This is a genomic window from Leifsonia sp. KNZ12-8B (genome assembly GCF_056755495.1).
In genome coordinates, this window is sequence record NZ_JBPGXM010000036.1 from 1 (window position 1) to 18,931 (window position 18,931).

Below are 18,931 nucleotides of genomic sequence, written 5' to 3' on the forward strand. Positions count from 1 at the left end.
ATCGAGGCCGGCGGCGGGAGGGCGCGTCAGGGGTAGGTCAGGCCGATCTGAGCGCGGACCGCGTCGAGCGTGCCCATGATGGCGACCGACTCCGACAGCGGCAGCCGCGGGTCCTCGCCGCCGCCGGCCTCGATGAGGCGCTCGATCGCGGCCGCCTGGTACTGCATCCCGCGCCCCTCCACGTGGGAGGTGTACGTCTCGACGACCTCGTCGTTCAGGTCGATCACGCGGAACGTCGTCGGCGTGAAGAAGGTGGCGTCGATCTCGATGCGACCCTCCGTGCCGACCACGATGGCGCTGTTGCTGCCGCGGGCGTCGAGCTCGCACGTCAGCACCGCCTGAGCCCCGTTCGGGTAGCCGAGGAGGATGGCGGTCTGCCGGTCGACGCCGGTGTCGGTGGGCGTCGACTGCGCGAGGATGCGGTCGGGGGCGCCGAGGACGTCCCACGCGAACGACACCGGGTAGATGCCGAGATCCAGCAGTGCGCCTCCGCCCAGCTCGGGGGCGAGCATGCGGCCGGCCGGGTCCTGACTGGTGCGCTGGGCGTGGTGGGCGATGACGGTGCGCACCTCGCCGATGGTGCCGTCGGAGATGACCTCCTGCAGCCGCAGCATGTGCGGCAGCCAGCGCGTCCACATCGCCTCCAGGGCGACCAGGCCGTTGGCGGCGGCGAGGTCGGCGATCCGCTGCGCCTCCTCCTGGTCCATGGTGAAGGGCTTCTCGACGAGCACGTGCTTGCCGGCGCCCAGCGCGAGCAGTGCGTTCGGGGCGTGCTGCGGGTGCGGGGTGGCGACGTAGACGACATCGACGCCCGGATCGGCGACCAGCTCCTCGTAGCTGCCGTGCGACCGCTCCAGCCCGTGCGCGGCGGCGAACCGGGCCGCGGACTCCGGCGTGCGCGAGCCGACGGCGGCGACGGTGTGCCCGGCCAGCTGCAGGTCGCGGGTCATGGCGGCGGCGATGCCGCCCGTTCCGAGGATGCCCCAGGCGGTCATCGGTGTCCTCTCGAGGGGGCGCGGGAGGCGGTGCCGCCCCCGGCGCATTCCGGCATACGTGTATCCGGCAGCCTAGCGGGAGGGGCGGGACGGTCCGCTGGGCCCGGCCGCCGCGCTCCTACGCCCGAAGCATGCGGACGCCGGACTCCTCCAGCTCCCGCAGGACCGCGCCGTCGTCGGCGTCGGTGATGACCCCCGCGACCTGCTCCCGCCCGAACACGCGGAAGCGCGACGCGGCGCCGATCTTCTCGCGGCTGCCCAGCACGTAGGTCTCCGCTGCGCGCGCCGCCAGGGCCCGCTTCATCGCCGCCTCGTCCGCGTCGCCGGTCGTGAAGCCCTCCGTCGGGTGGATGCCGGTCACGCCGGCGAAGTACTGGTCCGCCGAGATCCCGGCCACGGCCTCCATCGCCGCGGCGCCCGACGTGACCACGGAGTGCCGGAACAGCATGCCGCCGATGACGTAGACCTCGATCGATGGATGGTCGACCAGCGCGACGGCGATCGTGGGGCTGTGCGTGACCACGGTGCACTCCAGCGTCGGCGGCAGGGCTGCGACGAGGGCGAGGGTCGACGTGCCGCCGTCGAGGATTATCGTGCTGCCGGGGGCGATCAGCTCGGCGGCGCGGCGGGCGACGCGGGCTTTGCTCCCCGGCTCGAGGGATTCGCGCTCGCGGTACGTCGACGCGGCCGGCGCCACCGGGACCGCCCCTCCGTAGACCCGGACGGCCCTGCCCTGCGCCGCGAGCTCGCGCAGATCGCGGCGGATGGTGTCCTCCGAGGTGCCGAGCTCGGCGGCGAGATCCTTGGCCAGCACCCGCTTGTCGGCCTCGAGCCGCTGCAGGATGAGCGCCTGGCGTTCCACGGTCAGCATCCGCGTTCCTTCCGATTCATGCACGTTTCTGCATAGTCTAGAGCCATGACGACTCCGATGATGATCCTGATCGCCGGTCCGTATCGCTCGGGCACCGGCGACGACCCGGTCCTGCTGCAGCGCAACCTGGACCGCCTGGGGGAGGCGGCGTGGCCGCTGTTCCGTGCCGGGCACATCCCGATGATCGGCGAATGGGTGGCGCTGCCCGTGCTGGCGTCCGCCAGCGCGGCCTCCGTCGCGGACCCGCTCGCGGAGGAGGTGCTGTACCCGACCGCCGAGCGCCTGATCGCGCGGTGCGACGCCGTGCTGCGCCTCCCGGGGGAGTCCCGCGGCGCCGACCAGGACGTCGCGCTTGCCGAGGCGCGGGGCATCCCCGTGTACCGGCGGCTGGAGGACGTGCCCGGCGTCACGGGCGAGCCAGGCGCCGAGGCGGCGTGAACCTCCCGCCCTCCTGACGCGCGCCGAGAGCGCGCGCACCACTTGATAACACCCCTGTGGAGCGGCACGATCGTCGGCAGGGAAGGAGCCCGATGACCGAGAACGCCGCGCTCGCCGCGATGACCGTGGCGGTCGCCTCCGCCCGCCCGTCGGAGGGCGAACTGGCCGCGTGGGCCGACCCGCCCTATCCGCTCCCGGCGGCGTACGCGCCCTTCATCGAGGCGGCGACGGCGGCCCTCCGCGAGCGGCAGCAGCACGAGCCCGACCCGGTGTGCACGACCCGGCTGCTGGAGCCCGCCCGACCGCTCAGCCGCCAGACCATCGGACGCGCCGGAACAGCCGACCTCACCTGCCTCCTGCTCGCCGGAGGACTCATCTCGGTGGAGACCGCCGAGCGATTCCGGGATCTGATGGAGAAGCCCGCAACGCAGGCCTACCTGCAGCGCGCGATCGTGTACCGCCTGCTGGCCGATGGTGACCTCCCCGGGGCCGAGCGCGCAGCGGCCCACCCGGCCCTCGGCGAGAATCAGTGGGTCGGCTGGCGCGCCATCGGCGAACACCTGGCGGCCGCGGCAGACGCGAAGGGCTTCCTCGCGCGCTGGCCGAGGTACAAGGCGCAGACGCAGCGCGAGGGGATCGCCCGTCTCCGCGAGCAGCTCGTGACGGCCGTCGCCCGCCGCGACGGCTGGCAGGCAGCGGTCGCGCTCACCGCCGACAAGCGCATCGGGAGCGGAGAGAGCTCGACCCGGTGGGGTCACGTCTTCGCGGCCCTCCACCCCATCGCCGAGGAGGGCGACGTCGCGCGCCTGCGCGAGCTCTTCGCGACCGCGCCCGAGCTGGAGACCCTCGACCCGTTCGCCCGCCTTCAGCTGCTCGCGGACGCGCTCGCCGCCTCCCAGCCCGCCGATGCCGAGACCGACCACCCCGAGTTCGAGAGCGTCTTCGCAGAAGTGGCGGCGCTCGACCCGACGGTGTCGAAGGAGCAGTCCCGGATACGCGACAGCCTCCTCGTGTCGCTGTACCCGGCGACGGCGAGCCCTGCGACCCTCAGGCGCCTTCGCGCCGCTGTGCGCTCGCCGCAGTGGAAGCGGGAGTTGACGCCGTCGCAGTAACGGGGAGCGCAATCTCCCCCGCTGTCCCCCTCGACCTGCGCTCCGTTCGAGGGCTGAATAGGCTGGGAGCGACGCACGGGAAGAGGAGCGCAGTTGGACGACGAGCTGATCGGGACCCCACAGCCGACGACGGGCGAGGACGGGGTGGAGGAGTCGTTCGACGACGCTGCCGGAATCGACGTCGATATCGACGACATCGACGAGCAGGACGCCCCCGAGATCACCTACGACGAGCAGCTCTACCCGGCACGTCCGCGGCGGCTGCGGCCGCGTGCGAACCTGCGCAGCGGCACCCTGCGGCGCAGCTTCTCCGACCCGCGCGCGGCCAACGGCCTCAACCCGGCGTACGTGGAGTGGCTGGTGCGGCAGTCGATGCTGAAGGACGCCGACGTGCTGAGCCGGCAGCTCTCCGGCTCGCCGAGCATGTGGCGCAACCCGTACGCGCGGCCCGACGCCCGGCGCGCGGTGTCGACCTCCGACGTGTGGTTCACCGCGTACCCGATCTCCCTGATCACGCGCCCGGGCCAGTCGTTCCTCGACGCCCTCGCCGATCCCGAGCTGTGGAGCGCGTTCGAGGCGATCGGCATCAACGGGGTGCACACCGGACCGGTGAAGCGGGCCGGCGGCCTCCGCGGCTGGCAGGAGACGCCGAGCGTGGACGGGCACTTCGACCGCATCGGCACGCAGATCGACCCGATCTTCGGCGACGAGGAGACGTTCCGGCGGATGACCGATGTCGCCGAGGAGCACGGTGGCGTCGTGATCGACGACATCGTGCCGGGCCACACCGGCAAGGGCGCCGATTTCCGGCTCGCCGAGATGGCGTACAAGGACTACCCCGGCATCTACCACATGGTCGAGATCCCGCCGGAGGAGTGGCACCTCCTGCCGACCGTGCCCGAGCACCGCGACTCGGTCAACCTCGACGGCGACACCGAGGCGGCGCTCGCCGCCCGCGGCTACATCATCGGCGAGCTGCAGCGCGTCATCTTCTACGCGCCCGGCGTCAAGGAGACGAACTGGAGCGTCACCGCACCGGTCGTGGGCGTGGACGGCGTCACCCGGCGCTGGGTGTACCTCCACTACTTCAAGGAGGGGCAGCCCTCCGTCAACTGGCTCGACCCGACGTTCTCGGGGATGCGGCTGGTGATCGGCGACGCCCTCCACTCGCTCGGCGACCTCGGCACCAGCGCGCTGCGGCTCGACGCCAACGGCTTCCTCGGCGTCGAGAAGAGCGCGGAGGGGCTGCCGGCCTGGTCGGAGGGCCACCCGCTCTCGCACGCGGCCAACCACGTCATCGCGGGCATGGTCCGCAAGGTCGGCGGCTTCACGTTCCAGGAGCTCAATCTGACCGTGGAGGACATCCGCGACACCGGAGCCGTCGGCGCCGACCTGTCGTACGACTTCATCAACCGGCCGGCGTACCACCACGCGCTCGCGACCGGCGACACGGAGTTCCTGCGGCTGACCCTCCGCACATCCCTCGAGCTGGGCGTCGAGCCGGTGAGCCTCGTGCACGGCCTGCAGAACCATGACGAGCTCACCTACGAGCTCGTGCACTGGGCGACGCTGCACCGGGACGACATCTACCCGTTCCGCTACCAGGAGATCACCGGCGGCGAGCTGGCCGAGATCATCCGCGACGACCTCACCAAGGCGCTCACCGAGCCCGCCGCCGACTACAACCTCGTGTTCACGACGAATGGGATCGCCTGCACCACGGCCTCCCTCATCGCGGCGACCCGCGGCCACGCGACGCTCGACGCGATCACCGAGGCGGACGTGCCGGCCATCCGCGACGCGCACCTGCTGCTCGCGGCCTTCAACGCGTGGCAGCCGGGTGTCTTCGCGCTGTCCGGATGGGACCTGCTCGGCGCGCTCACCCTCCCCAAGGACGAGGTGGCCGAGTTGATCGCCGAGGGTGACACCCGCTGGGTGGAGCGCGGCGCGCACGACCTGCTCGGCCTCGCCCCAGAGGCGGAGCGCTCCGCGTCGGGGATGCCGCGCGCCCGCTCGCTCTACGGACCGCTCCCCGAGCAGCTGACGGACCGGGACTCGTTCGCGCGGAGGCTGGGCGAGCTGCTGCGCATCCGGTCCCGCCACGGCATCGCGACCGCCCGCCAGGTGGACGTGCCCGACGTGGCCCACCCGGGCCTCCTCGTCCTGGTGCACGAGCTGGAGACGCTGGACGACTACGGGCTGCCCGTTGTGCAGCTGACCGTGCTCAACATGAGCGCCGAGGATGTCGACGGCACCGTGCGATCGGACGCCCTGCCCAAGGGTGCGGCCGTCATCGACGCGGCCGACGGCGAGGAGATCGGGACGGTTGACAACCTCCGCAGCTTCCCGCTGAGCATCGGCGCGTACGGGGCGAAGTTCTTCGTGCTGCGACGGGCGGCGGAGGAGTAGGCGCGGCGTCCGCCGTCCGCGAAACCGCTCGTCACAGCCTCTCGGCGGAGTGACACTTCTGGCATGGACGAGCTCGAAGGGCGGGACGCGGAGGCGCTCGACGCCTACTCCGCGGCCGTCGTCCGCGTGGCGGCGTCGGTGCTTCCATCGGTTGCCGCCGTCACGGTCCGCACCCGATCCGGCGCCGGAGCGGGCAGCGCCTCGGTCATCACCGCGGAGGGGCACCTCCTCACCAGCGCGCACGTGGTCGCGGGCGCGACCGCCGTCGAGCTCGCCTTCTCCGACGGCAGCTCCACCGACGCGGAGGTGCTGGGCGCCGATCCGCTCTCCGACCTCGCCGTGCTGCGCGCCCACGAGGCGACGCCCGGGCCGGTGCCGCTCGGCGACGCCGCGACGCTCCGGGTCGGTCAGCTCGTCGTCGCGCTCGGCAATCCCCTGGGCCTCGCCGGGAGCGTCACCGCCGGGATCGTGTCCGCCCTCGGGCGATCGCTGCCGACGTCCTCCGGGCGGGTCATCGACGAGGTCATCCAGACCGATGCCGCGCTCAACCCGGGCAACAGCGGAGGCGTGCTCGCCGACAGCGCCGGCCGGATGGTCGGCGTCAACACCGCGGTCGCGGGCATCGGCGTCGGCCTCGCGGTCCCGATCAACGCCACCACGCTGGAGATCGTGGCGGCCCTGCAGGCCACCGGCCGGGTGCGCCGCGCGTGGCTGGGCGTCGCGGGCACGAAGGTCCGGCTCTCCGCCGAGGCCGCGGCCACGGTCGGCGCGCCGATGGGGATCCAGGTCGTGTCCGTCATCGCCGGCAGCCCAGCCGACGTGGCGGGCGCCCGCCCTGGCGACATCGTCGTCTCGCTCGACCACACCCCGGTCTCCGACCCGACTGCGCTGCAGCGGCTCATGGTCGAGCGGGCGATCGGCCGCCGGATGGAGCTGACGCTGTGGCGCAACGGCGCCCTGGTCGACGTGGTGGTGGAGCCGCGCGAGCTCGTGGGGTGAGGGGCCGGATGTCGGCGCGGGCGGCGCGGCTCGGGATGACGCGCCTCGGGTGACCGCCCCGCGCCCTCACGCCCGCTCGGTCGCCGGGAGCGCCTCCGCGATGGTGTCGAGCGGGTCGCCGAGGTTGCCGACCGACGTGGCGATGCGGGCGGCCGCTGCGCGGTAGCGGTCGTCGGCGAGCACGCGGTGCACAGCGGCCCGCACGCGCTCCTCGCTCGGGGTGCCCGTCCGCAGATTGATCCCGGTGCCCGACCAGGCCACCCGGGCGGCGACCTCCGGCTTGTCCTCCGTCGTGCCCGCGACGACGAGCGGAACGCCGTGGGAGACGGCCTGCTGGACGCCGCCGAAGCCGCCGTTGGTGACCACCACATCCGTCAGCGGCAGCAGATCGTCGTACGGCACGTACTCGGCGACGCGGACGTTGGCCGGCAGCGTGCCGCCCAGCAGGCGCGTCACCTCGTCGACCGGACGGCCGCCGGTGGAGGCGACGACGAGCACGTCATCGCCGGCCAGCGCCCGGATGGTCGGCACGAGCAGCCGGGACGGATCGGCGTTGTCGATCGTCCCCTGCGTCACGTGCACCACGGCGCGCTCGCCGCGGAGGTCGGGCCACCAGTCCGGCAGTGCGGGGGAGCCGGCCGGGGCCGTCGGGTGCAGCGGGCCGACGAACTCCACGTGTCCGGCCAGTTCGCGGCGCGGGTACTCGAGGCCGGCGGCGCCGAGCTCGAAGGTGCGGTCGAACAGCCGGACCATGTCGAAGATCGTCCCGGGCAGCGGGCGGGAGCCGCACGCGCGCAGCCTGTCGTTGGCCGCGTCGGTGATCGGCTTGAGCGCGCCCGAATAGACGAGCGCGTTGAGCACGCGGTTGCGGACGCGGGCGAGGGGTCCGCTGCCCGGCGCCATCCCCGGGCCGTAGGGCGCCGCGTCGACGCTCCGCGCCGTGAGGGGCAGGGCCGAGACGCCGAACACGGGCGGTCGCTGGTCGCGGGGAGTGGAGAGCAGGAGCGGCAGGACGCCCGTGAACACGCCCTCGCACAGGATCGCGTCGTACGCGTCGGCCGCCAGCGCCGCGCTGAGCGCCCGGTGCTGGCCCGGGATGACGCGCACGAACATGCCGGTGATGTCGTAGCGGACCGCGGCGAGCCCCTTCCTCTCCGCCCGGCCGGGCAGCCACGCGTCGAGGTCGGCGTCGTCGTAATCGACGTCCGTGGGCAGCGGCAGGAAGCGCATCCCCGCCTCCTCGACCCGCGACCGGTACTTGGCGCCGGAGAGCAGGGAGACGCGGTGCCCGCGGGCGACGAGATCGGCGCCGACGCGCAGCATCGGGGCGATGTGCCCCCAGATCGGGGAGCTGCAGAGGAGGTAGTGGGCCATGATGGGAGCGTTCCTTCGGGTTAGGACGTATTGAACACGGTGATACTGTATTGAATATGAGCAAGGTAATGGATTCGACCGACGGGCGCAAGACCCCCGCCAAGCGCCGCTACAACTCCACCCGCCGGGCCGAACAGGCGGCCGAGACCCGGCGGCGCATCGTCGAGGCGGCGGCAGCCTGCTTCGCCGAGCGCGGCTACGCCCGCACGACCCTCGCTCAGATCGCCGAGCGGGCCGAGGTATCCGTGGAGTCGGTGGCGGCGAACGGGCCCAAACGCGCGCTCATCCTCGCGGCCTTCGAGCAGTCGCTCGCCGGGGAGGAGGGGCAGCACGGCACGGTCGAGCGCGACATCGCGGCGCCGATCCTGGCGCTGGAGGATCGCGACGCGTTCCTGGAGGCGGCGGCCGTGTTCGCGGTGACCAGCGCCTCCCGCGCGATCGGCATCTGGCGCGCGTTCAGCTCGGCCGCCGACGACGACGACGAGCTGGCGGCCGTCTACCGCGCGCTGGCCGGCCGGCGACGGGAGGACGCCCGCGCGCTCACCCGCATCCTCCACTCCCGCGGCTGGCTGCGGGAGGACGCGACGGTCGAGCAGCACGCCGATACCCTCGCGCTGCTGACCGGCTTCGACCCGTACCAGCTGTACGTGCGCGAGTTCGGCTGGAGCGAGGACGAGCTGCGCGCGTGGTTCGTCGACACGGCCCGCCGCCTGGTCTTCGCGTGAGGCGGTGTGCCAGCCGCCGAGTACACGAAAAATGTCGCGATTCCGCGCGAATCACGACATTTTTCGTGTGCTCGGCGGCTGGCGGCGGCTGCGCGCGGGCGGGACTGCGTAGGGTGAGCTGGTGACCTTCGACGCCGCCGCCCTGCTCGACGGGCCCCGCGGACGGCGGTTGGCGCTGGAGGCCGCGCTGCTGTCGTACGCGGAGCATCCCGATGGCTGGCTCATCGCGGGATCGGCGATGCGGCTGGCCAACGACCTGGACACAAGTGGTCGGCGGTCCTACGTCAGCTTCGCGATCGGGGACCCGGAGGAGGCCGAGCCGGCCGAGCCCGACTGGCTCACCGTGCCCGCCTTCGCGACCGCGCTCGCCGAGGCGCCGGTCGACCGCCTCCCGAGCCTCCTGCCCGCGCTGGCCGCCGCCGTCGACAGCGCCCACTACTGGCAGGAGCCCGACGGGGAGGACGTGCTCGCGGCCCTGCCCGAGCTGCGGCCGGCACTGCTGCGCGCGATGGAGGCCGTGCTCGCCCACCGCGACGCCCGCTGGTGGGGCGAGCCCGTCGACCTCGGCGACCAGTGGGAGGTCCGGTTCGACGACAGCGACGTGGGCGATGTGGGCGACCCGAGCGACGCGGGCGACCCGACCGGCGCGGGCGACGCGCCCGATCCGGCTGCCCCGGCCGGCGCCGACCCGGACTGGACCGAGTGGCGCGAGCTGGCGGTCGCCGAGGAGTTCACCGCGCGCGAGGACCGGCCGGAGGACCCCGAAGCCCCGTGGACCGGCTCGTGGTGGAGCGTCCCCTTCACCCGCCCGTCGACGCTCACCACGACCCGGACGCTGGCGGGAGCGCCCGCCGGGCTGCGGCTGGTGGAGGATGCGCTGGGCTGGACGAGCGCCGTCGCGACACCGGTGCGGGTCTCCGCCCCGTCGGTGTACGAGGTCGATGGGCCGGACGCGTGGGCGGGGCTGTGCCGGCGGTTCCCGCTGACGGTCACCGCCTCCCGCCGCCACGACTGGTACCGGACGACCGGCCGCGCCGGCGTCTGGCTGATGCCCGATTGGGCCGCGGTCGCGCAGCACTACGACGGCGTGCACCTCAGCGTGGCGGGCTACCTCCGCGCGGCCGGCACGGCCATCCCCGTCACCGCGGAGGCGGCGTCGGTGATCGCCGGCTGGGCGCCCGACGAGACGTGGTGGCTGCGCCGGGAGCGGGTGCGGGCCGATCCGACGCGCCGGGTGGGGTGGCGGCGCGACGATGGGGACGAGTGGGCCGTCGATCCGGGCCGCGACGACGTGGCACCGCGGTAGGGCGGGTCGCGTCGCCGGCGACTTCAGCAGGCGCGATTTGGTATACCGTTTTGCCATCGATGGCGGGAATGCGGCGGCTCCGGCCGGGGGTCCGGCGGGGATGCGCCCGGCCTGCGTTCTGGCATACATTAGCGACAACCGTTCGCGCACGTTCGGGCGGACTGACGCAAGGAGTGGTTGCCATCGGCTGGGAAGTCCCCCTCGGCATCGCGGACCAATCGCTGCCCACGAAGGTCTACGAGTTCATCCGCGAGCGGATCATCGAGGGCGAGCTGAAGCCCGGCGAGAAGATCCGCGAGCGCGAGCTCGCCGCCGAGCTGAACGTCTCGCGCATCCCGATCCGGGAGGCGCTGCCCCGCCTCGAGAGCGAGGGCTACATCGTGTCGATGCCCCGCCGCGGCGTCGTGGTCACCGAGCTGACGATCGATGACGTCCGCGAGCTCTTCGTGGTCCGTGCCAGCCTCGAGGTCCTCGCCGCCCGCCTGGCCGCGGAGGCGGCGGGAGAAGGGGCCGGCACCGCGCGGTTGTTCGAGCGGCTCTCCAGCGCGGAGCGCGCGATCGAGTCGAAGGACGACCGCAGGATCGCCGCCGCGAACTCGGCGCTCCACGAGGAGATCCTGGCGCTCTCGGGCAACCGGCTGCTCATCTCGATGATGGTGCCGATCACCGGCCGGGTCCGCCGGCTGTTCCGGTTGGAGGCGGCTCGGGACCAGGTGGCGCTGTGCGCCGAGCACAGCAGGCTGTGCCGCGCGATCGCCGAAGGCGACCCCGAGCGCGCCGCCTCCCTCGCGCTGGCGCACGTCGAGCACAGCCGCGTCGAGTCGCTCGCCCTGTTCGCCCAGATCGAGCGCGCGGCCTCCTGAGCGCGGCCCTGCGGGCGACCGCCGAACTGTTACACCGCGGAAACATGGAGCGTCGCTAGCCGAAACACCATTCGGGCATTCTGTATACCAAATCAGCCTCTCGGAAGGGCGCCCGGTGTACAGATCCCTCGCTATTCGCAATGCCAGGCTCGGTGACGGGCGTCACGTCGATCTGACGATCGTCGACGGGACGATCGCGAGCCTCGTGCCGAGCGGAACGAGCGCGCACCCGGCCGCCGGCTCCGACATCCACACCTGGGTGGACGGCCCGGACGCCTCCGCCGTGGTCGACCTCGCCGGCATGCTGCTGCTTCCGGCGCCGGTCAACGGCCACGCGCACCTCGACAAGACGTTCGTCGGGTCGGCGTGGCAGCCGCACCGTGCCGGGGAGGGCGTGCCGGCGCGGGTCCGCGCCGAGCGCTCGATCCGCTCGACGCTGACGGCCTCGGTCGGCGAGCGGGCCCAGGCGCTCGCGGAGCAGATGGTGCGCTTCGGAACCCGCGCGGTCCGCTCGCACGTGGACATCGATCCCGAGCTCGGCCTCAGCTCGCTGGAGGCCCTTCTCGAGGTCAGGCAGCGCTTCGCCGACCGTCTCGACATCCAGATCGTCGCCTTCCCGCAGAGCGGCATCCTCTCGGCCCCGGGCGTCGACCGGCTGCTCGACGAGGCGCTCGCGGCCGGTGCGGACGTCGTCGGAGGGCTCGACCCGGCCGGCTTCGACGGGGACGCCCAGGGCCACCTCGACATCGTGTTCGGACTCGCCGAGCGGCACGGCGTCGGCGTCGACATCCACCTGCACGATCTCGGGGAGCTCGCCGTCGCCCAGTTCGACGAGATCTGCCGGCGCACCCGCGCCCTGGGGCTGCAGGGGAAGGTGGTCGTGAGCCACGCCTACGGCCTGGGCACGATCCCCGGCGCCGAGGTCCGGCGCATCGGAGCGCTCGTCGCCGAGTGCGGCGTGTCGGTCATGACCAACGGACCGGCCGGCCCGATGCCTCCCGTGCTCGCCATGCGCGCGGAGGGTGCCACGGTCTTCTCGGGCTCGGACAACATCCGCGACGCCTGGTGGCCGTACGGGGACGGCGACATGTTCGACGTCGCGCGCACGGTCGCCTACCAGTCGAACTTCCGCACGGATGCGGAGCTGGAGGTCGCGTTCGACCTCGTCACCGCGTCGGCGGCCACCGCCCTCGGGCTGCCGGCGGACGGAATCGCCGTCGGCGCGCCCGCCGACCTCGTGATCGTCGACAGCCCCAGCCTCGCCGCCGCCGTCGCCCAGCCGCCCGCCTGGCGAGCCGTCCTCCACCGCGGAGAGCTGGTCTCGTCATCCCGCCGGATCACCAGAAGCCACCGTCGACTCGACGGCGCACCACCGGCGCGGGCCACCGCGCTGACCGTCTGAACCACCCCGCACCAGCTCCACGTCTTCCCAGCACCGCCCCCTCATCCCGAGCACTGGAGAACACATGAGACTCACGCACCCCCGGATCGCCGCAGGCATCGCCGCGGCGATCGCCACCGCGACACTGCTCACCTCGTGCGCCGCGAAGACGGACGCCGCCTCCGGCGCCCGCAAGGACACCGTCATCGTCGGCACGGGAGCGACGCCCCAGAGCCTCGACCCCGTCCTCGGCTCGGACGTGCAGACCGACTTCACCGACGGCGCGATCTACGACAAGCTCGTGGACTACGACGCCGACGGCACGTTGACCCCCCAGCTCGCCACCGACTGGACGTACAACGCCGACGCGACCGCCGTCACGCTGACGCTGCGCGACGACGTGGTGTTCCACAGCGGGAACCGGCTGACGGCGAAGGACGTCGTCTACACCCTCGATCGCGACAAGCGGCTGGGTCTGGGCGTCGCCTCCTTCATCTCCTCGTACGCCTCCGCCGAGGCCACCGACGACACCCATGTCGCGATCGCCCTCAGCGGCACCAACACGACCTTCGTCGGTGCGCTCAGCAAGATCTACGTCGTCGACTCGGCGCTGGTCGCGAAGAACGCCGGAAGCGACGACGCGCAGTCGTGGCTCGCCAGCAACGACGCCGGCTCCGGCGTCTACGCGCTCACGTCGTACACGCCCAACCAGCAGGCGTCGCTGACCCGCTTCGACAAGTCGTGGCGCTTCGAGGAGGACCGGCCCAAGAAGCTCGTCTATCGCTACATCAGCGAGAGCTCGACCCTCCGCGACGAGCTGAAGTCCGGCGGAGTGGATGTCGCGACCGGCCTCGGCGCGACCGACCTGGCCACCTTCACGGGCAACTCCGCCTTCGACGAGGTCGTGCTCCCGAGCCCCGTGCAGCTGTTCGCGATGATGAACACGAAGTCCGGGGTGACGGCCGACCCGAAGGTGCGCGAGGCCATCCAGCTCGCCTACGACTACAAGGGCCACGTCTCCTCCATCCTCAGCGGCAACGGCAAGGTCGCGTCCGGCCTCGCCGCGCCGACCGTGGGCTGCCGGGTCGACGCGGGTCCGTCGAAGCAGGACGTGGCGGAGGCCAAGAAGCTCATCGAGGAGGCGGGTGTCTCCGGTCAGACGCTCACGCTCGCCTACCAGTCGGTGATCCCCGAGCACCAGAAGGCCGCCACCCTGCTGCAGTCGAACCTCAAGGCGATCGGCCTCGATCTCGAACTCAAGACAGTCACGTACCCCGAGTACATGAGCATGATCGGCAACCCGGCCACCGTGCCATCGCTGGCGCTGCTGTGGGACTTCCCGTACTACCCGGAGATCGGGCCGATGCTCTACCGCGTCTACGACTCCTCGTTCATCGGCCAGACGAACTACGCCCTGTACTCGAACCCCGAGGTGGACACCCTGCTCTCGGCGGGTATCGCGAACACCGACGCGGAGGCCGCGTGCGGCGACTTCGAGAAGGCGCAGAAGCTCATCCTCGCGGACCGGGTCAGCGTCAACATCTCGAACCCGGTGCAGACCACCGTGGTCCGGTCGGGCATCGGCGGCATCACCTACGACCCCACCTACCAGCTGTTCAACCCGACCATGCTCACCGTCGGCGAGTAGCGCGACCCGCACCGGGCGGCCCGTCATGGGCGGGCCGCCCGGGCGATACCCGAAAGGAGGTGCACCATGTGGAAGTTCCTGGCCAAGCGCGTCGGACTGGCGCTGCTCAGCATCTGGGGCGTCGTCACCGTCGTCTTCTTCCTGACGAAGCTCATCCCGGGCGACGCCGCGCGCGTCGCGGCGGGACGAACGGCGACGCCGGAGCAGGTCGAGCAGGCCCGTCAGGCGCTGGGCCTCGACAAGCCGGTGCTCCAGCAGTACCTCGACTTCCTCGGCAAGGCGGTCACCGGTGATCTCGGCCGCTCCGCCTCCACCCATCAGGGCGTCGTCTCCGATCTCTCGGCAACGCTCCCGGTCACGATCCAGCTCGTCGTGGTGAGCATGGTGATCACCATCGCGATCGCCGTGCCGCTCGGGGTGCTCGCCGCCGTCCAGCGCGGCCGGGCCGCGGACGTCGCCTCGCGCGTGATCTTCGTGCTGGCGGGCGGCGTCCCGGTCTTCTGGCTGGCGATCCTGCTGCAGTGGGTGCTCGGGTCGACGCTCGGCTGGTTCCCGATCTCCGGCTCCACCTCGTTCGGGATGGAGTCCCCGGATGTCACCGGGTTCACCCTCGTCGACGCGCTGATCGCGGGCAACCCCGTCGGCTTCCTCGACGCGCTCGCCCACCTCGTGCTCCCGGCGCTCGCGCTCAGCGCGCCGTTCCTCGCCACCGTCGCGCGCAACGTGCGATCGACGATGATCGGAGTGCTCGGCAGCGACTACATCGCCTTCGCCGTCTCCAAGGGCGTGTCGGGCCGGCGGGTGGTCTTCGGACACGGCCTCCGCTCGACCCTCGGGTCGACCCTCACCATCCTCGGCATGCAGTTCGGCTGGATGATGGGCGCCGCCCTCCTGGTGGAGACCGTGTTCGCGCTGCCCGGCATCGGCGTCTACCTCAACGCGGCCGTGCTGAACCAGGACACCTTCGCCGTGCTGGGCTGCGTGCTCGTCATCGGCGTGGTCTTCGTCGCGGCCAGCCTGGTCGTCGACCTGCTGCAGATCTGGCTGGACCCGCGGGTCCGGCACTCCCACCTGGCAGGAGCATCATGACGCTCACCACCTCCTCGCAGCGCGCCACGGCCTGGCTGTCGCCGGCCGGCCTCGGCTCGCTGGTCGCCCGCAGCGCGCGCGGTCTCTTCGGCGACCGCAGCCCGTGGATCGACCGCATCGCGACCGTGCTGGCGATCGTGCTGGTCGCCGTCGCGATCGTCGGCACGTTCTACCGGCCGTACGACCCGTACCTGGCTGACCCGTCGCAGGCGCTGCTCGCGCCCAGCGCCCAGCACTGGCTGGGGACCGACGACGCCGGCCGCGACGTGCTCTCACGGCTGCTGGCCGGCGCGGGCACGACCCTGCTGGCCGCCCTGCTCGTGGTCCTCCTCACCACCGTCGTCGGCGTGATCGTCGCCTGCATCGCCGCCTTCTCGCCGCGCCTGGTCGACGAGGCGATCATGCGGGTCTGCGACATCTTCATGGCGATCCCGGCCATGGTCCTGGCGCTGGGCATCGCCGCCGCGCTCGGCCCGTCGCTCACCTCGGTCGTCGTCGCGATGGTCATCGCGATGTGGCCGGGGACGACGCGGCTCGTCCGCGGCATCCTGCGCGAGACGATGGGCGCGTCCTACGTCGAGTCGGCGCGGGTGAGCGGGTTCTCGCGCACGAGCATCCTGCTGCGCCACGTGCTGCCCAACTCGCTCGACTCGGTCTACGTGCAGGCCAGCATGGAGATCTCCGGGACCATCGTGCTGATGGCCGGCCTCGCCTACCTCGGGGTCGGCGCGCCGCCGCCGAGCGCCGACTGGGGCGCCATGGTCGCCCAGGGGCGCGAGTACATCACCACCGCGTGGTGGGTGACGACCTTCCCCGGCCTCGCGATCACCGTCGCCGCCGTCGCCTTCGGGCTGCTCGGCGACGCGATCCGCGTCCGCCTCGACCCCTCGGCGAGGAGCTGATGACCATGACGCCCGCCTCCACCCCTCCCGTGCTCCGGATGACCGACCTGGTCGTGACCGTGCCGGAGGCCTCCCGCATCGACCGCGGCCGCGGCGACCTCTCGCTCGTGCACGGTGTCGACCTCACCATCGCCGCCGGCGAACGGGTCGCGCTGGTCGGCGAGTCGGGCTCCGGCAAGTCGATGACGGCGAAGGCCGTCGTGCGCCTGGACCCGACCGTACGGCTCGCCGGCTCGATCCTGCTCGACGGCGAAGAGCTGATCGGTGCGCCCGAGCGCACGCTGCGCCGCGTGCGCGGCTCCGGCGTCTCGATGGTCTTCCAGGACCCGATGACCGCGCTGAACCCCGTGCTCACCATCGGGGCCCAGGTCGCCGAGCCCCTGCTCGTCCGCGGTGTGGGGCGTCGCGAGGCCCGGCGCCGGGCCATCGAGATGCTCGACCGCCTCGGCGTCGCCCGCGCGGCCGGCCGGTTCGACGCCTACCCCGGCGAGTTCTCCGGCGGGATGCGGCAGCGGGTGGTGATGGCGGCCGCCCTGATCGCGCAGCCGCGCCTCCTGATCGCCGACGAGCCGACCACCGCGCTCGACGTGCGCGTGCAGGAGCAGGTGCTCGACCTCCTGGAGGAGCAGTCGCGCGAACTCGGCCTCGCCGTGCTGCTGATCACCCACGACCTCGCCATCGTCGCCGGATTCGCGCAGCGCGCCGCCGTGATGCACCGGGGCCGCATCGTCGAGGACCGGCCGGTCGACGAGCTGTTCGCCGACCCGCGGCATCCGTACACGCGCGGACTGCTCGGCTCCATCCCGCGCATCGACGCGGACCCGTCCGTCCGGCTGACGACCGTCGCCGAGTCGATGGCCGCCGCCGGCCGCACCCCCGAGGAGGTCACCGCATGAACCGCGCGCTGCTGCACGTGGAATCGCTCACCAAGCGCTTCGGTCACGGGAACAACGAGCACACGGCCGTCGACGCGGTGTCGTTCGACCTGCACGAGGGCGAGGTGCTCGGCCTCGTCGGCGAGTCCGGCTCCGGCAAGTCGACGACCGTCCGCTGTCTCATGGGCCTGGAACGGCCGGAGGCCGGCGTCCTCGAGTACGACGGCATCAACCTCCGGCGCTCCACCTACGCCCAGCAGCGGCGCTTCCGGTCGGAGGTGCAGATGGTGTTCCAGGACCCGTATTCGAGCCTCGACCCGCGCATGACGGTCGGTGCGATCGTCGGCGAGCCGCTGCGGCGGCGTCGCGGCACGACCGCGGCCGAGCGCCGGGACCGCGTGGTGGAGGTGCTGGAGCAGGTCGGCCTCTCCGCCGGGCACCTCGATCGCTACCCGCGGTCGTTCTCGGGCGGGCAGCGGCAGCGCATCGCGATCGCCCGCGCCCTGGTCGGCCGCCCCCGCGTGCTGGTGTGCGACGAGCCCGTCTCCGCGCTCGACGTCTCGGTGCAGGCGCAGGTGCTCAACCTCCTGAAGGACATGCAGCGCGAGCTGTCGCTGACGGTGCTCTTCATCGCGCACGACCTCGCCGTCGTGCACTACCTCTGCGACCGCCTGGTCGTCCTGGAGCACGGCCGCGTCGTCGAGACCGGCACGCGCGAGCAGGTCTACGGCTCGCCGCAGGCCGATTACACGAAGGCGCTCCTGGAGGCCGTCCCGCGGCCCGACCCGGAGGGCGAGAGAGAGCGCCGGCTGGCCCGCCGGTCGGCGCGGACGAGAGAGGCGGTCACCGCATGAACAGGGTCGGGACGGACATCAAATTCGTGGACGGCGTCACCCACTGGGGCGACGGCCTCTCCGCACTCCGCGCGGCCGCCGCCGCCGGACTAGAGGGTGTGAACGTGCGCACCCTCGACGAGCTGTCTCCCACGCTCGACACCGGAGAGCTCGACGACTTCGCCCAGCTCGCCGGCGAGCTCGGCCTCTACGTCGAGATGGGGGTCGGCAAGGTCAATCCCTACATGACGGCCGAGCTCCCGCGCGTTCGCGACCTCGGCCGCGGCAGCTACGTCGCCGGCATGGAGCGCATGATCGAGACCTGCGCGGCGTACGGGTGGACCGAGACGTGGACAGCCGTCGGCGGGTACAAGCCCTACCCCGGCATCTACTTCACCGACCGCTTCCGGACCGACACCGACTGGGCGGACCAGTTGCGGGCCACCGAGAACCTCCTGCGGAGGCTCGCCCCCGCCCTGCGGGCCAACGGGGTGCGCCTCAACCTGGAGACGCACGAGGAGATCACGACCTTCGAACTGCTGCGGCTGATCGAGGCCGTCGGCGACGACGTGCTCGGCGTCTGCCTCGACCCGGCCAATCTCGCCGTGCGCGCCGAGGTGCCGCTGGAGGGCATCGCCCGCATCGCGCCGCACGTGCGCACGACGCAGCTGCGCGACGCCGCACTGTGGCGCACCGACGAGGGCATCTCCCGATTCATCGCGCCCTGCGGACAGGGGGTCATCGACTGGGATGCCGCCCTCGACCTCCTGCTGGCCGCCCGTCCCGACATCAACCTCACGATCGAGGGGATCGGGCCGGTGCGCGCCGAGATGCGTCTCCACACCGGCGATCCGACGTGGCGGGCAGGGCACCCCGACCTGACCCAGGACGCGCTCGCCGAGCTGGGCCGCCGGGCGGCCGGGTACGAGGCGCGCGCCGCCGCCGGCGAGGCGGAAACGATCGAGCAGCTGCGCGCCTTCCGGCCCGACCCCGGCGAGCACGACCGATTCGTCGCCGCCTGCGCCGACCACCTCCGCGAGCGGCTGGCCGCCCGCGCCGTCACCGCGACCGCCTGAACCGCGACCGACCGAGCCGCGACCGACCGAGCGAA

At 72.5% G+C, this 18,931-nt stretch carries 17 protein-coding genes; 14 read left to right on the forward strand and 3 right to left on the reverse strand.

The window, feature by feature from the left end; genetic code table 11:
• Nucleotides 1–26 precede the first annotated feature (26 nt).
• Both ACR9ZG_RS07730 and ACR9ZG_RS07735 read right to left on the reverse strand, forming a co-directional pair.
• A complete protein-coding gene (locus ACR9ZG_RS07730) occupies nucleotides 27–995 on the reverse strand; it encodes a Gfo/Idh/MocA family protein (protein WP_481284243.1) in 969 nt (322 codons plus the stop codon).
• Nucleotides 996–1,113: 118 nt separating this feature from the next.
• Complete coding sequence (locus ACR9ZG_RS07735) at nucleotides 1,114–1,866, reverse strand: DeoR/GlpR family DNA-binding transcription regulator (protein ID WP_481284244.1); 753 nt, start codon at nucleotides 1,864–1,866, stop codon at nucleotides 1,114–1,116.
• 45 nt (nucleotides 1,867–1,911) lie between these two features.
• Between ACR9ZG_RS07735 and ACR9ZG_RS07740 the strand changes: the two genes are divergently transcribed.
• From ACR9ZG_RS07740 to ACR9ZG_RS07755, 4 genes are all read left to right on the forward strand, one after another.
• Nucleotides 1,912–2,304, forward strand: a complete 393-nt coding sequence (locus tag ACR9ZG_RS07740) for a DUF4406 domain-containing protein (protein ID WP_481284245.1) — start codon at nucleotides 1,912–1,914, stop codon at nucleotides 2,302–2,304.
• 92 nt (nucleotides 2,305–2,396) lie between these two features.
• Nucleotides 2,397–3,416 carry a hypothetical protein gene (locus tag ACR9ZG_RS07745; RefSeq protein WP_481284246.1) on the forward strand — a complete coding sequence of 340 codons (1,020 nt, stop codon included), beginning with the start codon at nucleotides 2,397–2,399 and terminating at the stop codon, nucleotides 3,414–3,416.
• 93 nt (nucleotides 3,417–3,509) lie between these two features.
• A complete protein-coding gene (treS, locus tag ACR9ZG_RS07750; RefSeq protein WP_481284247.1) occupies nucleotides 3,510–5,825 on the forward strand; it encodes a maltose alpha-D-glucosyltransferase in 2,316 nt (771 codons plus the stop codon).
• A gap of 63 nt (nucleotides 5,826–5,888) precedes the next feature.
• Entirely contained in the window at nucleotides 5,889–6,824 is a 936-nt protein-coding gene (locus ACR9ZG_RS07755; RefSeq protein ID WP_481284248.1) for a S1C family serine protease, read from the forward strand.
• 66 nt (nucleotides 6,825–6,890) lie between these two features.
• On the opposite strand, the gene ACR9ZG_RS07760 is transcribed toward ACR9ZG_RS07755, so the two are convergent.
• The gene (locus ACR9ZG_RS07760) at nucleotides 6,891–8,198 is read right to left on the reverse strand and encodes a nucleotide disphospho-sugar-binding domain-containing protein (protein WP_481284249.1); all 1,308 of its coding nucleotides are present in this window, start codon (nucleotides 8,196–8,198) and stop codon (nucleotides 6,891–6,893) included.
• Between the two features lie 68 nt (nucleotides 8,199–8,266).
• Here ACR9ZG_RS07760 and ACR9ZG_RS07765 point away from each other — a divergent pair, with 68 nt between their 5' ends.
• The 10 genes from ACR9ZG_RS07765 to ACR9ZG_RS07810 all read left to right on the forward strand — a co-directional run bounded on the left by ACR9ZG_RS07765 (nucleotide 8,267) and on the right by ACR9ZG_RS07810 (nucleotide 18,896).
• A complete protein-coding gene (locus tag ACR9ZG_RS07765) occupies nucleotides 8,267–8,923 on the forward strand; it encodes a TetR/AcrR family transcriptional regulator (protein WP_481284250.1) in 657 nt (218 codons plus the stop codon).
• A gap of 121 nt (nucleotides 8,924–9,044) precedes the next feature.
• Nucleotides 9,045–10,229 carry a hypothetical protein gene (locus ACR9ZG_RS07770; protein WP_481284251.1) on the forward strand — a complete coding sequence of 395 codons (1,185 nt, stop codon included), beginning with the start codon at nucleotides 9,045–9,047 and terminating at the stop codon, nucleotides 10,227–10,229.
• Between the two features lie 173 nt (nucleotides 10,230–10,402).
• The gene (locus ACR9ZG_RS07775) at nucleotides 10,403–11,092 is read left to right on the forward strand and encodes a GntR family transcriptional regulator (RefSeq protein ID WP_481284252.1); all 690 of its coding nucleotides are present in this window, start codon (nucleotides 10,403–10,405) and stop codon (nucleotides 11,090–11,092) included.
• 115 nt (nucleotides 11,093–11,207) lie between these two features.
• Nucleotides 11,208–12,494 carry an amidohydrolase family protein gene (locus ACR9ZG_RS07780; RefSeq protein ID WP_481284253.1) on the forward strand — a complete coding sequence of 429 codons (1,287 nt, stop codon included), beginning with the start codon at nucleotides 11,208–11,210 and terminating at the stop codon, nucleotides 12,492–12,494.
• A 64-nt stretch (nucleotides 12,495–12,558) separates the two neighbouring features.
• On the forward strand, nucleotides 12,559–14,121 hold the full coding sequence (locus ACR9ZG_RS07785; RefSeq protein ID WP_481284254.1) for an ABC transporter substrate-binding protein: 1,563 nt from the start codon (nucleotides 12,559–12,561) through the stop codon (nucleotides 14,119–14,121).
• A 66-nt stretch (nucleotides 14,122–14,187) separates the two neighbouring features.
• Nucleotides 14,188–15,210: an ABC transporter permease gene (locus ACR9ZG_RS07790; RefSeq protein ID WP_481284255.1), complete on the forward strand. Its 1,023-nt coding sequence runs from the start codon at nucleotides 14,188–14,190 to the stop codon at nucleotides 15,208–15,210.
• A complete protein-coding gene (locus tag ACR9ZG_RS07795; RefSeq protein WP_481284256.1) occupies nucleotides 15,207–16,112 on the forward strand; it encodes an ABC transporter permease in 906 nt (301 codons plus the stop codon). Before ACR9ZG_RS07790 ends, ACR9ZG_RS07795 begins: the two co-directional genes overlap by 4 nt.
• Entirely contained in the window at nucleotides 16,112–17,008 is an 897-nt protein-coding gene (locus ACR9ZG_RS07800; protein WP_481284257.1) for an ABC transporter ATP-binding protein, read from the forward strand. Before ACR9ZG_RS07795 ends, ACR9ZG_RS07800 begins: the two co-directional genes overlap by 1 nt.
• On the forward strand, nucleotides 17,005–17,841 hold the full coding sequence (locus tag ACR9ZG_RS07805) for an ATP-binding cassette domain-containing protein (protein WP_481284258.1): 837 nt from the start codon (nucleotides 17,005–17,007) through the stop codon (nucleotides 17,839–17,841). Before ACR9ZG_RS07800 ends, ACR9ZG_RS07805 begins: the two co-directional genes overlap by 4 nt.
• A complete protein-coding gene (locus ACR9ZG_RS07810) occupies nucleotides 17,838–18,896 on the forward strand; it encodes a sugar phosphate isomerase/epimerase family protein (protein WP_481284259.1) in 1,059 nt (352 codons plus the stop codon). Before ACR9ZG_RS07805 ends, ACR9ZG_RS07810 begins: the two co-directional genes overlap by 4 nt.
• Nucleotides 18,897–18,931 lie beyond the last annotated feature (35 nt).